The organism is Blautia sp. AF26-2 (genome assembly GCF_003460955.1).
Taxonomy (GTDB): domain Bacteria; phylum Bacillota; class Clostridia; order Lachnospirales; family Lachnospiraceae; genus Fusicatenibacter; species Fusicatenibacter saccharivorans.
Window position 1 is genome coordinate 48,906 of sequence record NZ_QTWD01000010.1, and the last position, 14,288, is coordinate 63,193.

General features: G+C 41.5%; 16 protein-coding genes. All 16 read right to left on the minus strand.

Features of this window, described 5'->3' with window-relative positions; all coding sequences use genetic code 11:
* Nucleotides 1–42: 42 nt before the first annotated feature.
* The gene (locus DWY63_RS13340; RefSeq protein ID WP_117802412.1) at nt 43–486 is read right to left on the minus strand and encodes an aldehyde dehydrogenase family protein; all 444 of its coding nucleotides are present in this window, start codon (nt 484–486) and stop codon (nt 43–45) included.
* Nucleotides 487–567: 81 nt separating this feature from the next.
* A complete protein-coding gene (locus DWY63_RS19150) occupies nt 568–699 on the minus strand; it encodes a LytTR family DNA-binding domain-containing protein (protein ID WP_117802413.1) in 132 nt (43 codons plus the stop codon).
* Nucleotides 700–708: 9 nt separating this feature from the next.
* A complete protein-coding gene (locus tag DWY63_RS18055; RefSeq protein ID WP_158565937.1) occupies nt 709–855 on the minus strand; it encodes a hypothetical protein in 147 nt (48 codons plus the stop codon).
* Between the two features lie 49 nt (nt 856–904).
* Nucleotides 905–1,804: an ABC transporter permease gene (locus tag DWY63_RS13350; RefSeq protein WP_117802414.1), complete on the minus strand. Its 900-nt coding sequence runs from the start codon at nt 1,802–1,804 to the stop codon at nt 905–907.
* The gene (locus DWY63_RS13355) at nt 1,801–2,250 is read right to left on the minus strand and encodes a hypothetical protein (RefSeq protein WP_227094096.1); all 450 of its coding nucleotides are present in this window, start codon (nt 2,248–2,250) and stop codon (nt 1,801–1,803) included. The genes DWY63_RS13350 and DWY63_RS13355 overlap by 4 nt, the downstream gene beginning before the upstream one ends.
* A 70-nt stretch (nt 2,251–2,320) precedes the next feature.
* Nucleotides 2,321–3,529, minus strand: coding sequence for a hypothetical protein (locus DWY63_RS13360; protein ID WP_055155795.1), 1,209 nt, complete (start codon nt 3,527–3,529; stop codon nt 2,321–2,323).
* Between the two features lie 151 nt (nt 3,530–3,680).
* Complete coding sequence (locus DWY63_RS13365) at nt 3,681–4,064, minus strand: DUF6262 family protein (protein WP_055155794.1); 384 nt, start codon at nt 4,062–4,064, stop codon at nt 3,681–3,683.
* Nucleotides 4,030–5,553, minus strand: coding sequence for a tyrosine-type recombinase/integrase (locus tag DWY63_RS13370; protein WP_117802415.1), 1,524 nt, complete (start codon nt 5,551–5,553; stop codon nt 4,030–4,032). The genes DWY63_RS13365 and DWY63_RS13370 overlap by 35 nt, the downstream gene beginning before the upstream one ends.
* Nucleotides 5,543–7,156: a tyrosine-type recombinase/integrase gene (locus DWY63_RS13375; protein ID WP_158568376.1), complete on the minus strand. Its 1,614-nt coding sequence runs from the start codon at nt 7,154–7,156 to the stop codon at nt 5,543–5,545. Before DWY63_RS13375 ends, DWY63_RS13370 begins: the two co-directional genes overlap by 11 nt.
* Before the next feature lie 150 nt (nt 7,157–7,306).
* Nucleotides 7,307–8,437, minus strand: coding sequence for a tyrosine-type recombinase/integrase (locus DWY63_RS13380; RefSeq protein WP_055155791.1), 1,131 nt, complete (start codon nt 8,435–8,437; stop codon nt 7,307–7,309).
* Nucleotides 8,438–8,605: 168 nt separating this feature from the next.
* Nucleotides 8,606–10,582 (minus strand): ATP-dependent DNA helicase, encoded by a 1,977-nt coding sequence (locus tag DWY63_RS13385; RefSeq protein WP_117802417.1) that lies wholly within the window; start codon nt 10,580–10,582, stop codon nt 8,606–8,608.
* Between the two features lie 21 nt (nt 10,583–10,603).
* On the minus strand, nt 10,604–11,329 hold the full coding sequence (locus DWY63_RS13390) for a DUF4240 domain-containing protein (protein ID WP_117802418.1): 726 nt from the start codon (nt 11,327–11,329) through the stop codon (nt 10,604–10,606).
* Between the two features lie 525 nt (nt 11,330–11,854).
* On the minus strand, nt 11,855–12,349 hold the full coding sequence (locus DWY63_RS13395) for a DUF3846 domain-containing protein (RefSeq protein ID WP_117802419.1): 495 nt from the start codon (nt 12,347–12,349) through the stop codon (nt 11,855–11,857).
* 56 nt (nt 12,350–12,405) lie between these two features.
* Nucleotides 12,406–12,846, minus strand: a complete 441-nt coding sequence (locus DWY63_RS13400) for an ECF-type sigma factor (RefSeq protein ID WP_117802420.1) — start codon at nt 12,844–12,846, stop codon at nt 12,406–12,408.
* A gap of 272 nt (nt 12,847–13,118) precedes the next feature.
* A complete protein-coding gene (locus DWY63_RS13405) occupies nt 13,119–13,838 on the minus strand; it encodes a winged helix-turn-helix transcriptional regulator (RefSeq protein ID WP_117802421.1) in 720 nt (239 codons plus the stop codon).
* 30 nt (nt 13,839–13,868) lie between these two features.
* Nucleotides 13,869–14,285, minus strand: a complete 417-nt coding sequence (locus DWY63_RS13410; RefSeq protein ID WP_117802422.1) for a metal-dependent transcriptional regulator — start codon at nt 14,283–14,285, stop codon at nt 13,869–13,871.
* Nucleotides 14,286–14,288: the final 3 nt, after the last annotated feature.

A 14,288-nucleotide genomic window follows, 5' to 3' on the forward strand; every position in this document is an offset into this window, starting at 1 on the left:
CAACGATATTTTTTGAAATTTTTCAAATTTTTTCTTTTGTTTCTACAATACCAGCGATTTCATGTCCTTCCGGCATACGCTGTCTTTAACTATCCATTCTTCTAACAGATCTTTCAGGGCATTTGCACTGACCGGTGCATAAGCACTTGGCTTTACCACCGCAGTATTTCCTGCCGCAATGGCATCTACCAGCGGTTCTAACGTCAGCAGAACAGGGTAATTCCACGGGCTCATAATCAGCACATTGCCATAAGGAGAAGGGCTTTGATAACTTTTCGCAGCGAACTGCGCCAGCGGTGTTCTGACATGTTTTTGTCTGCAAAGCCGCCCTAAGTGCTGCTTCATCCAGCGGATTTCCCCCTGCACCAGTCCAATCTCACACATCACACTCTCCGTCTTGCTCTTTCCAAGATCCGTATGCAGCGCTTTGCAGAGGATCTGCTCCTGTTTTTGCAAGGCCATTTCCAATCTGCTCAAAGCCTCCATCCGCACATACAAACGCCCATTTAATGCGGTACGAACCGAAACAATACGATCCGCATTTACAATCGTTGTCTTTGATGCACGCTACATACATTTTCTTGTTATTTTCTCTTCCAGCTGATACAGTCTGCTTTTAATTTCATAAAACTTATTTGACGTATAAGCAAACACCTTGTTTTGCACTGCCTCGAAATATAAAATATCTTCTGTTCTTATGGAAACACATTATTTCTTTTCTGTGTATCCCCGGATAGATTCCCCTTTGCTTCTTACATACTCTTTTATTTCTGCAAATTCTTTCGTAAAATTTACATATTCGAGTATAACGCCCTCTTTTTCCGGGTCATCGATCTCTCTTTCTGTAATATTCATAACTGTCTCTTTTCTCATTTTTTATTCATTCTATAGTCGAAGGATATATTTACTTCCCATCTTTCTCCGGAAGAGCTGTCATGCACAAAAAAATAATTCCAAATACCACAACACATCCAACCATAAGCATCACCATCTGATTTACACTTACTACAGACCCCTGGAACTTCGGGTTACAATCCAGTGTATCACGAATCGCAGTAATCATTTCTTCTGGCAGCTGATTGTTCTCCATCTCTTCGAAGATTCCACGGAGCATATGATTTTTCAGCAGGGAAGTTCCGTAGGTACTTGGCAGATACGACAGTACTTTCTGCAGGCCGCTGCCGAAATTTGAAATCGGCATGTAAGCTCCGCATAAAAATCCATACCCGGCACTTACGATCGTTCCCACTGCGGATAACTGACCCTGGGTTGTCAGTGGAAAACTGACGATGCTTGACAACGTGCTTCCAAAGAGTACCAGTAAAATTTCATCGAGAAGAACCCAGATTACATCTACAGCGCTCATATACCAGCCCATTTTGTACATATAGCCAAGGCATAATACCAGCGCAAGCCCATTCACCAGCAGGGAATTGACTACAGTAGATAAAAAATACCCAAGATAAAGCTGTGCTTTGCTGATTGGCGATACATTAAAATCTTTCCTTGTTCCGTTTGCCCGGTCCTGTACCATCGTAAGATTCACGCAGAATGTCACAGTCACACAGCTGACTGCCAGAAGAGCCGCGGCAAGCTGTGCGGCCACCGTTCCATCGATCAGTTTGTCTAAGATTGTAATCATGTCCGGGATCGCGGACACAAAGGAATCTCTGTATACGTTTGCCAGAAATGTAGCATACAGCAAAATCAGAATTCCCGGAGTAATTAAAGCTGAAAAAAACATTCCTCTGTCTTTAAAAAACAATTTTCTGTTTCGACTTATAAGTGCAAATACTGCCTTCATCTGTGCTCACCTCCCAATGTTTTTCCGGTTACAGCAAGAAATACATCATCCATTCTGCCCTTTACCACTTCATAATCACGGAATATTTCCTGATGTTCCACGATCAGCCGGGTAGCCTCTGCGGTATTTTTTACTTTTAACTGATAGCCATCCCGGATCTTTTTATACTCTCTGCCCAGTGTTTTGATTTCTTCTTCTGTCACACCATAAACAGACATAGTGTCCTGCACATACTCATTTTTCAGCTCAAAAGGAGTTCCTTCTGCCACGATGCTTCCTTTATCCAGAATCACCACATAACCGGCATTTGCAGCTTCTTCCATGTAGTGCGTAGTCAGAAAAACTGTCAGCTTTTCTTCTACTCGAAGTTTTTCAATGATATCCCAGATCAAAAGCCGCGTCTGTGGGTCAAGTCCTGTCGTTGGTTCATCTATAAAATTAGGCATCCCTCTCCCAGCCCTCTAAAACACTGGCTTTAACGTCAGAGACACGAGTGTATCGTGTTCACTATTGTTCTCAAAGCGTTAGCTCTACTCCTTCTTGTTCCAGTGCAGCACTCAACTGTTTTGCATAAGTCACCTGTCCACACTTTTTCATTCCATATAAGATTCTTAAACATATATTTCTTTGTTTTAGTTTTCTTATGAGATATGTTCCGTCAAACGCCTTAGAGACTATGTCATCATGAACCTCTTCCAAATGTTCAACCGCTAAGAAACTATTACTCATCTCACTAAAACATAATAGTGTATTTAATGTATTCATAGAAATGCTGGATAAATATTTTTTCAAAATCTCCCCATTCTTTTGTATTTTGCGTAAATCGAACCCTATCTCTTTACCCTTGTTGTCAGATTTACTTTTCTCAGAATAGTATCTAACCAATGAAGCGTATTCTTTTAATTCATTTTCTGTAATTGACCCGAATACTTTCTCGCATCCAATATTTACCGAAAACTCTCTATTTTCCTTAATTAGATTTACAGCATCTGAAAATTCTTTACTTCCGAGATGATATTCTTGCTTAATCTCATCTTTGACTTCTTTGAATTTCTCTGTTCTCCATTCTTCATATACAGGAAGCCGCTTCGAAATATCCCATATATCTGCTCTCGACAAGCTCTTGGTAAATGTTCCTAGCGAATATTCAAAGATACAATTATCCAGAAAATATATCAAATCATCAAATTTTTTCATTACTTCCTTAAATTCTGTTTCTAACAATTCAATACTTACATGAGAAATTTTGTTTTTTATCATATGTGGTTCATCTTCTTTATTTAGTTCATATTTGAAGGCATCCCCCTCTTCATCGAAATAATAAAAGTAAATCATATCTTCTATATTCTCAAAATATGCAGGAATTCTTCTGTCAATATTCTTCTTATCACATGCTAATTTATATAGGCATTCAATACTATGCGTGTGTAATTCTTTTTTTCTTTCCTTTAAGACTTCCTCAGAATAACATATCCCTTTCTTTTCCTCTATTCGCCATAACATTTTTATGACAATCTTCAAAGATAGCTCAATACTGTGTCTGGCGTTATAAACGATAGGATATACTAACAGATCTTCAACTTCGGAACCTGTTTTCAATGATTCCGTCAGAAGTTCAACGGTACGCTTGAACCCATTTCTTATATCCTCATCGGTAGTTCCCCCATTGTCACCTACGCATGCAATAATTGTATCTTCTTCATGAAATTCAAACGGATTTTCCATCTTCTATCATCCTCTTTCTTCGAATTTAACTTATCGATAAGTATATCATAAATACAATTTATGCACACCTTTTGTTATCTACACTTTTATATTCCAACCACAACAACCGGGAAATTCTTCCCGGTCGTTGCAGATTATTTTCTAATTCAGATTATAAAGTTTTTAATACGTTCAGGTCTTTCTTGTTTAAGGCTTTTCTCAATCTTACATTTTCTTTTTCCATTTGCTCTTTTTCACGTTTCAGCTCCCGGATCTGTTCTTCTAATACATTGATTCGATTCTTCAGTACAATGTCACCTATGTATCTTTTGGGGTCTATCATTCCTGCCTGCTGCTCCAGAGCACGATCCATTTCTTTTCTGACCGTTTCATTCTTATAAAAGAATCCTCTGGACAATCCTGTCCTCTTTGTCAGTTTTGGGACCGTCACTTTTTCCCGTTCTGTCAGCATCTGCCTGATTTCTGTCACTGCCCTGTTTACTTTTTCTTCACTGGCTTTTTTATTGCAGGCTATCATCGAATCGTATTTGTTCATATTCTTCCTCCCATCCTTCCAGACATTCCAGTACCATCTTAGATAATCGGTTTCTTGTTTTTCGTGTATCATCTGCCAGTATTTTGTTGCTCATCTTTCTGTAATACTTTACATTTCTCAGGCTTCTATGCCCCAGTAGTCTTGCGATTGTCCAGTCATCCACATGCATCTCGGCAAGCTTCATGCCATAAATATGCCGATACATGTGAGAACCGAATCCAAAATATTCTCCCTTATCATCTCGGAGATTTTCCTGATATATTTTATCTGTAATTTTTTGCTGGACTGTAGCATATTTCATTGGTTTTGAAGGATCACTTAAACTTGTAAAAATGTATTTACCTTTTCCGTGCTCCTTTTCTCTGTATCGAATCGCTTCCTTTATTAAGGCAGCCAGTTCCTGACTAATCGGTTTTTCATAAAAATGTGTTTTCATTTGATGGATCTGTATTATGGTTTCACCGTCTTTTTCAATCAGGCAGTCTGTCCTGAGTGTCAGTGTATCTGACATTCTTGTTCCAAGCATTTGATGAATAAGCATAAGTCTCGCCGTCTGCACATCCACTTTCGTAAGGAAAGCATTAAATCGCTTTAATTCCTGATCGGAATAAATTTTGATTTCTCCCCTTATATCTGGTGGAATATCCCGATTCAAAATTAAATCCTTTACCTGCGGATATTGATAGACGTCAGCTACCATATTCAGCAATGCCCGCAGTCTCGTCAGCTCCGCCCGATATCTTTTTGTCCCGGTATCTTCTGTTTTCATGTATATCAAATACTCTTCCATGATTTTCCTGTCCAGCTTTGAGCAGGAATCTACTTCTTTATTGTTTTCCTTCAGATATCTTGAAAACCTTCGAATGGCAGTCATTTCTTTTTTTACAGTACCGATGCTTTCTGTTTTCAGTTGAAAATAAATTGCCTTTTTTACTTCCTCTCTGAGATCCTGTTGGGAGATTTCCTTAAAATTTATAATTCTGGTCGTGCGCGTCAGATCCTGTTTCACTTGTATATCAAGTTTTTCAAGTTGCCAGACATCCTTTGTCATCTCATCTACATCAGCATCTCTTAAATCAAGGAAATAATCTATTAATCGGTCAATATAGTGTAATGTCTTTGCCTGTGATACCGTTTCATTCCCACAATGGGATTTTGAAATTTCTGTCAGGGGCAATCCCTGCTGTAAAAGCCATATTTTCATCTGCTGCTTCCATTTTTCTTTGTCCCAGTCCAAAAAACTTTCCGGTCTGTCTCTTCTGGTTTGCAGCATTTTACATAAATGATGGTAAAATCTTCTCTCAGTATAAAATTTTTCCGCCCCAAGCTGTTGTCCTCTGTATTTCAGGAACTTCCTCATTTCTTTCTGCATCTGTACAGACGGCAGTAAATCAAGGTCATACGAAGGTTCTGTTCCCATTCGTATTTTTGAAATTTCACTTGCTTTCTCATAGGAGTCCAATTTTTTTATGTAAAATTTATTTTCCACGTTTGCACTTCTTGATTCCTGATGCCAGGCTGTTTTCTCCTTTCCTGAAAAACTCCTGATTCGCTGCTGAAATTTTCTTTGGCATAAAATCCACATACTGCTGTGTCATCTCTTCATAATCATGTCCCAGATAGTCCCGGATACTCTGAAGAGGGACTTCGTCATCATATAACAGAGTCGCTATCGTATGGCGGAAATCATGTGATTTAAAATCATACCCTTTGAAAATATCCTGCCTCTTATTAAACAGTTCTTTCATTTGCCACTTAAACGAACCATACTGATATGCCCCTCCCCGTTTGTTTTGAAAAACATAATCCTCACTTCCAATATGATATTTTTCCAAATATCTTTTCATAATCTTATAAAGAACATCTGGAATCGGTACTCTTTTGTATGTTCGCATTTTCATCTGATAAACCTGTATCCACGCATCTCTTCCCTGCCAGGAATAAGCATCCCCTTTCAGGGTGCATACTTCACTGATCCTTAGTCCAATCAGCATAGAATGTAAAAGGATCAATCTTGGAATTTCAGGGAAATTTTTTAATTCTCTCAGAATCCTCTCATATATTTCCATCTCTACGCTTCGGTTATTATGACAATGTATTTCTTTTTTCAAATAATACTCATAACGAAATGGTATCCTGTCTATGATTTCTTTCGTCTGCAGATATTCATATAGCTGATAGATTGCTATAACAATATCATTAAAATAAGAAGCTTCTTTTAACTCAATTATCTGGAAATATTTTTTTATTTCGGTTTCTGATGCAAGTTTCAGCTCCATCGCGGTTTCTTTTTCCATCCACATGACAAATGCCAGAATCCTGTAGAATTCGGCTTGTATGCCACTCATTGCCAAATGTGTAACACCCAGACAGTATTTCATGTATTCCTGCAAAATTTCCCGGTTCTCTCTTTTTTCTATGCCCATAAAGGAAAATTTTTTCACAGGATTGGATGGGTTGACTCTATATTGTTCCAGATGCAGTCTTTCCAAATACCAGACTGTTGAATCCCATAAAATATTCTTGGCATGGCAGAAAAGATATTTCTGACATTCTCGGAGTTCTCTTTCTGCAAGCTCTTTTGCATATGCCGTATCTGCATATTTTTCAAGTTTATCGGCCTGTACCTGTGTAATATATCTTAAATCCTCAATATGTTCCTGCATACAAAATTGATATACCACCTTCAAACCGTTTAACCGCATTGTGCATTCTCTCAGCATTATGTCACGCAGTACGACATCTTCGATAATTTCTAAAAGCTGACGCTTGCATAGCTCTGAGCCGTTTACACGAAAATCCCAAACTAATTTATCAATGGCAACTTTGCAGTCATATCTTTCTGCGATTGCCGGATTTGGGTGATATGGTAAAAAGAGCAGTTCGTGGATTAAATCTGTATTCTTTGCTATCTCCTGCTTTCCTTTTAACGTATTGGCATGCTTTCTGATTGCATATAATTTTGCCTTATCCATTCCACGTAAATAACTGCGTACTGCTGAATCAGAATAAGTGCTTTTCAGATATTTCCGATAATCCACTCTAAGCTCATAATCGATGTCTGCTATATGCCACACTTCATTTTTTACCAAGTATGCTTTCAGACAGCCTTTTCCAGAGTTGCTGTCCATGCTTTCATCTAATTCCCGGCTCAGTTCTTCTATCTTCTTTTCCCGTTCTTCACTTGATGTCCATTGTTCTTCCGGCTCCCAAGCAAACACCCTTCTTGCCGGCATCTATCTTCACCTCCTGCTTTCCAAAAACTGTTCTACTCCGTAAAGTTTGGAATATCGGCGGTAAAATTCCTGACTTGCTGTTTTCAGCTTGTCATCTAAAACATTCAGATATCGTATGGTTGTATCGAGATGCTTGTGTCCCAGTGCCTGGCTGATCATTTCCAGCGGCCAGTCTGCTTCCCACCTCGTATTTGCATAATATCTTCGAAGCATGTGCGGTGTGATCTTGATCCCAGTCTTTTTCTCCATGCGTTCAAACATATCGTAGACGCTGTCTACTCTTAACGGCTTCCCTATGGTATCCCCTTTGATGTTAATAAACAGGTATTCCTGTTTTTGCAGGATGTCCCAGTATTCCCCGATATAATAAAGCAGGAATTCAAAGGTATCATCGCTCACCCGTCCTCTTCGCTCTTCGGCATTTTTTGCTCTTGCATCGTTTTCATTATCATCCCGGAAGTCTACCCGGATCTCATGGTTTTCGTAATCGATGTCTTTGGTATAATCAATTCCCAAAATTTCACCGATGCGGAATCCCAGTTCCGATGTCAGTAAGATCAACACCTGATCCCTGCAGTTTGTACAGGCTTCTAAAATCGTTACGATTTCGTTCCGTTCGGCTGCCCGGACGTTTCGTTCCTCTTCTTTTAAGTATCCTTTAAATGACCGGGAGCGGATGGTTCTTCTGACCCCGATGGCATTTGCCTTTGTGATCGGCTGATTATAGGATAATACCGACAGGCAGGAACCGTTATTTCTGACTACTTCTAAAAAAGAATAAAACCTGAACACTTCTTTTAAGTAAGCGTTACAGGTTTTATTCTGCGGTTCTTTATCCAAATTGTCGGTATGTTTCCCAGCTTTCAGCCATTTCAGATATTCTGCGAAAAAATCATATTGCGTTTCGTAATCCATTCCATAGACATCTTCTGCTTCATGTTCTTCTTCCAGCAGATATTCCCAGTAGTAGGCAAGGGCAAATGCATTTCTCCGTATAGTATTCGGGGAACGGTTTGCCCGCACCTGATGCATTAGATACTTGCTTGGCAGCAACACAATTTCCAGTGTTTCCATATCCCGTATAAAGAAATATTTTACGGAACCTTCTCGCTGCATTTCCACTTTATATCGCTTCATGTTGTCTGCCTCCTTTCCTCTAACGCTATACACAGTATACCCAACTCATGCCAATAAAGCTATCACCAATACCACCAATTCGCTCCAAACCGCCCCTGAAATACCACTAAACTTTTTGTCCTGTCTGCTACCCGGATCTGGGCAGAACCAATAACGCCACGGATGTTCTCAGCTATAGTACCGCTCCACTTTCCGGCTTCGGATAAAATTTTCTACTTCTTCGATCCGTTCTGCCATCTGGCACTTTGGCAGTGCTTCCAGAACATCACTCCGATACCTGCCTTTCTTTGCTGTCCGGTGATCCAAAATGGACACAACGCAGGTGTCCTGCTCCGTGCGGATTGCCCGGCCGAATCCCTGCCGCAGCTTCTTCTGCATATCCGGGACTACGATGGTCTGGATGTAGGATTCCAGGGATCGGTACTGCTCCTTTTGTGCTTCATGAATGGGGTCCGGAACAGAAAATGGCAGTTTTACGATGATGAGAGACGATACCATGTCCCCCGGAAAGTCCACACCTTCCCAGCAGGAGCCGGCTGCGAACAGCACTGCATTCTCCATCTTCTTAAACCGTGCAATCTCTTCCTGGGAGTTTCTCCATACCTGCACCATCGGGAACGGGATCTGATCCCGCAAAAGCTGATGCACATTTCCCATCAGGGTATAAGATGTGAACAGTACCAGCGTATGCCCGTAAGTGGAACACACCAGATCACGGATCTGCCCGGCAAGCTGCTCGGCCTCTTCCCTGCTTCCCTTTTTCATAGGTCTTAAATGCTCCGGGATGTAAAGCAGACAGTTCTCTTTGTAACAGAATGGGGATTCTGCCACACACTCCCGGACGCCCGTTTCTTTTTCCAGCCCGGTCATCTGTCTGGTTCTTGCAAACCCGTTCCCGGCTTTTAAGGTGCCGCTGGTTAAGATCGCCGGAAATCCCCGGCTCCATAAAGTCGCATCCAGATACTTCGGGATCTCCCGGTTGACTGCCATAAAGGTTAAATGTCCCCGGCTGTCCTGCTGTAAAAACAAAATATATCGCTTGTCGTTCTTTAAAAACCATCCGAACAGCTCTTCCATCTCTTCCATCCGCCGAAAGATCCAGTAAGGAATATTCCCGGCAAGCCTTTTGATCATAAGCTGAAGCCTTTCCTGCATCTGGGCTAAGGCTGTGCCAGCTCCCGGCGGAAAATAAAAACTTTCTTTTCCAGCCATGTCCTCTGTGCCATCTTTCCGATGCTTTCGGATCTCCGCCTGAAGTGCAGAAAACCCTTCCATCAGCCGTTTTCCATCCGTGCCTTTATGCTCTCTGCCTAAAAAGTAAGCAATCTCCTGCACATCTTCCCTTCCAATGCTTCTTCCATACATCTGGCTGGCGGCTTCCGGGAGTTTATGGGCCTCATCCACAACCAGAGCCCTGTAATCTGCCAGAAGCGGCCGGTACCCATTTGCCCGGTGCACGGCATCTGCCAGAAGATAATTGTGATTGCAAATCTGTAAAAAAATGTCCTCTTTCCTGGAACTATCCAGATGCTTCTGATAACGGCATTCTACTTTTCCCGGACACTCCCTAGGGCAGAATTTTGGTACGCACACCAGCCTGCGGTCAAAACCGCTCAGGTTATGTACGGAATCTAAATCAAAGTTATGCCGGAGGGACTTCAATGCCTCCATCTGTGCCTGATTTTTATTCTTGTCCCGGACTGCCTCTAATCTCTGGGCCAGCCTGTAATCGCATACAAAATGTTCCTTTCCCTTGCGGACGACTGCTTTTAATTCTCCCTGAAGCAGATCTGCTTTTAACAGTACATCCGATAAGAAAGGAACATATTCCTCTATGATGGCTTTCTGTAAGGCGATACTGGAAGTGGATACCACTACAGACCGCCTGTCACATCCCGAATAACCGGAATGCAGTACACTATATTTCCGCATCAGGATGCAGGCTGTCAGATAGGCATAGGTCTTTCCGATGCCGACGCCTGCATCACAGAGCGTGATTTCATTTTTCATAAGGGCATCCAGCATTTCATGGCAGAGACGGATCTGTTCTTCCCTTACATGAAGCCCGGCTTCCGGGAGAAGCTCCCGAAAGATCTGTTCCACTTCGCCATGTGCCCTTTTCTGATATTCATTTTTATAACACATTACTTCTCCTTGCCAGAAAGCTTATCTTACCGTACCCTTACGGACGGGTCTGGTCGCTTCCGGTGTATTCTGTCCCTGTTCCTGCATTTTCTTTATGGCAGCATTCCCTCTTGCCATCATCCTTCGGATATCCGTCCGGGAAACATTCCATGTCCTTACTTTCTGAGGAGCTTTCCTTACCTGCTCGGACAAATGGCATTCACAGAGTTTCGGATATACCACCATTGCTTCCGGTAATTCCAGCGGATACTCGATCATGGGATGGTACACAATATCCCGGATCACCTGCTCATAACATTCCATCTGCATTCTTGCCGTACTGTCCTGATAGATATTTTTCCCTTTCATGGCACTGTAGACCTGCGATGAGATGTATCCCAACGCTTCAAAACTACAGTACCCATACGGAGTCACGCCGGAAAGGGAATCCGGATCTTTTAAGGCATTCAGATAAACTTCTTTTCCCTGGGCGATCAGCCACATCCGAAAATCGGAAAAACTGTCATCACTGCACCCTGCTTCCATCATAATACCTGCCGCTGTCCATAAGCCGTACTTATAAGCCGCATCCCGGTAACTGTAAACAAGATTGTGGAATTGGAGGACATCCTCCGGTGTCATATAGAAGAGCTGCTGCTTGATCCACACTGCCGAAGCATCCAGATCGGTGCCGCACACTTCCTTTGCTTTTTCAATCAGATTCCAGAATTGATCCTTGCTCATTCCACTTCTTTTTGTTTCTTCCATCTGTTCTCTCCCCTTGATGTGACGTTAATACCACAAGAATACGGCTGTAGTCTCCTACAGCCGCATGGTATCTGATATCAACGACACACTTCTTCATTGATTTCTTTTTTATCTTGCTGTTCCGCATTTGACCTCGCACCCCCGGAACTATTCCTGTATTTCTTCTGGGAAAGGGGACACTACAGGCGGGCGGCTGGCCTGCCGCCGCTCACAGATGTCCTAGGGGTCTTTCTGATTACAACCCGGAGTCCATCTTCCGCTCTCTGGCTGGTAACGTGTATCATTATCCCCCATCCGTGATCCTGGCGAAAGGCTGCCACCGCCTTATTCACAGCTATGCTTTCTCGCTCCAAGTCTAAGAATCTTTACCCTATACTTAATCATGGCGCTCATACTGTCACGCTTCTACGGTTGGGAACGTACCTGTAGTGCCGATATTCACTTGCCAAAGAACAGCCGAGGGATGTCCCTCTGCTTACTAGCCGATGGCAGTGTATTTTTTTATTCACTTCACAAAAAAATATTTTATCTTGCATCCCCGGATCTGTTTTTCTTCTTTGCCGGATTCTTTTGTTTTGCATCGTTCTTCCGGCTTTCTTTCTGTTCTTTTTCTTCTTCCGGCGGCATCTTCATCACATGGAGTTCTCCGTTAAACAGAGTAAAAATTTCCGGTGACTGGTATTTTTCTTTAAACTTTTCAATCTGTTCCGGTGTCAGCGAAGTAAAATCATCTTCTGTCAGCCCTACTACAAGGAAAGTCCCGGCTATCGCATCATAGACCTGTCCATGATCATCATATAACGCCCGGTTCAGTGGCAATCCCTCAAATTTTCCATTGCCGTTTAAAAGGATTCCAACTTCATCATCAAACGGATAGGTCATTTCAATGTCACCGCCTACTGCCTGCTGCAGATCCTCCAGTTCGTTCGGAATGTTCTTGACATAGGGTACTTTCATCGGCTCGACTACCAATACTGTCATCATTTCTTCCTGCATTCCAGATGCTTCTTTTTCATCCATCGCATCAATCCTCCTGTCTGTTCGTTCTAATAGTCAGCCGATGAGATCCTTTCGTTTTATTCAAATTTCATGGACTTTTTGATTTTTTCCCGTAACCTTCGCAGTCTTGTATAAACCGTCTGCTCCGGCAGTTCCATGTGATGGCTGATTTCTTTTGGTGCATATCCCATCATCTTCAGGACAATCATCTGAAGGGTTTTCTTATCAGTCGATAACAGGATCTGAAGCAGTTCTTCATTTTCCACGGTATCCAGAAGAGCTTCTACACTCTCTGGCTGGGACACTTCGATTTCTTTTTCTTCTAGGAGCAGTTCCATACAGTCCAGAAGCGAGGTCTGGTGTTCCCGGAATCTCCGCTCTGCATTGAAATCGTCCCAGTCATACTCCCGAAGCTTCTGGATCGTCTCTTCATCCACGCCCTGTTCACGCAGGATCTTCTCTTCCTCTGCTTTCCACTGGTTCCATCTATATTCTTCTTTTGCTTTATTGTAAGCCACTTATGTTTTCCTCCGATCTGAATTTTTGCGAAATCAAATCGGAGTGTGGCGGTGACCTGGCTCGTTCTTCCTGTCTACAGGAATGTCCGGCATCTCTGCTGTCTCCCTGCAAACACGGATCTCCTTTGTAATCATATCTTTACAAAGGCACAGTGTATCGGATGCACCTGTCAGTTAACGGTCAGGAAACTGTCAATTGACGGTCAGTTTTTATCACCTTCTTTCCAGAATAAATAAAATAAGACGAATAATCTTTTTACGGATCATTCGCCTTACTGTTGTTCGTTTTCTTTATTCAATTCAAATTTGTAACCTATATCCCTGACACTGACGATACAATTCCCAGCACCATCTTCAACAACATTCAGCTTTTTTCTCAGTCGCTTTACCTGACACCAGATGATATTTTTAATATCACCAACAGGATAATCTTTCCAGACAAGCTGGTAAATCTGTTCAAACGTGTATACTCTCATCGGTGTCGCTGCTAATAAGTATAAAAAATTATATTCTTGTCGTGTTAAATGTAACGCTACATCATTCCAAAATACTTTATGTTTCTTATGATCCATTACAAGTTTTCCTTTATCAATCATCGTTTCGGATTGCTTTTGAGTTATTTTTTGTTTATTATTTCGTCGTGCCAATGAAAAAATCTGCAGATCTACTTCTTCTGTAGTGCTATTTATATCCATTACACAGTCTGCACCAGCGTATATTAATTCTTTTTTCCATGACATACACAATAAAGAAGAAGTATCCGTCAAAATAATAATTGGTATCTGCGTTATCTTTCTAATAGCAGATATAATATTACTTATGTTCTCTTTATAAAGGATCACTCCTATTATAAGCACATCATAAGAAAATAAACTCAAATTATGCAGTAAAATTTGTAGATTTTCTGCATAATCTGAGTTTATCTCATTGAATAGTTTTCGATATGATTGATTGTCAAAATATGCTAATATCTTGTATTTTGTGTCTTTCATATTTAATCTATTTTAGCAAAGCAACATTTTCTATTTCTTCACAGGAAAATTATCAAATGTATTGTCAATTTTTTGTGCAGCAATCCCTCTCATCGCATGCTCTTTCAGTTTTTGAAAACTTTCATCACTGACTGCATGTTCCATGCGACAAGCATCAACTTCTGCAGTTTGTGGATTAACTCCAACGGCTATAAGTTGATAGGTAAAAAAGCAATGGCGTTCGTAAATTTTTTCAGCCACATCCCGGCCAAGGTCGGTCAGGTGTATATAATGGTTTTCGTCTGTTGTCAAAAAACCGCCCTCTCGTAAAGTTCCTACTGCGTAACATACGCTGGGTTTTGAAACCTCCATGTACCGAGCAACATCCACGGAACGCACCATACCGAGCTTCTTTTGAAGTATAAGCACGGCCTCCAAATAATCCTCTCCGGCAGTATGAAGTTTCATAGG

Coding starts and splice junctions, on each gene's coding strand:
- DWY63_RS13410 (WP_117802422.1), bottom strand. CDS start 14,285: ATGAAACTTCATACTGCCGGAGAGGATTATTTGGAGGCCGTGCTTATA.
- DWY63_RS13385 (WP_117802417.1), bottom strand. CDS start 10,582: ATGTGTTATAAAAATGAATATCAGAAAAGGGCACATGGCGAAGTGGAA.
- DWY63_RS13350 (WP_117802414.1), bottom strand. CDS start 1,804: ATGAAGGCAGTATTTGCACTTATAAGTCGAAACAGAAAATTGTTTTTT.
- DWY63_RS13355 (WP_227094096.1), bottom strand. CDS start 2,250: ATGCCTAATTTTATAGATGAACCAACGACAGGACTTGACCCACAGACG.
- DWY63_RS18055 (WP_158565937.1), bottom strand. CDS start 855: ATGAATATTACAGAAAGAGAGATCGATGACCCGGAAAAAGAGGGCGTT.
- DWY63_RS13405 (WP_117802421.1), bottom strand. CDS start 13,838: ATGAAAGACACAAAATACAAGATATTAGCATATTTTGACAATCAATCA.
- DWY63_RS13365 (WP_055155794.1), bottom strand. CDS start 4,064: ATGAACAAATACGATTCGATGATAGCCTGCAATAAAAAAGCCAGTGAA.
- DWY63_RS13360 (WP_055155795.1), bottom strand. CDS start 3,529: ATGGAAAATCCGTTTGAATTTCATGAAGAAGATACAATTATTGCATGC.
- DWY63_RS13390 (WP_117802418.1), bottom strand. CDS start 11,329: ATGGAAGAAACAAAAAGAAGTGGAATGAGCAAGGATCAATTCTGGAAT.
- DWY63_RS13380 (WP_055155791.1), bottom strand. CDS start 8,437: ATGAAGCGATATAAAGTGGAAATGCAGCGAGAAGGTTCCGTAAAATAT.
- DWY63_RS13340 (WP_117802412.1), bottom strand. CDS start 486: ATGGAGGCTTTGAGCAGATTGGAAATGGCCTTGCAAAAACAGGAGCAG.
- DWY63_RS13395 (WP_117802419.1), bottom strand. CDS start 12,349: ATGGATGAAAAAGAAGCATCTGGAATGCAGGAAGAAATGATGACAGTA.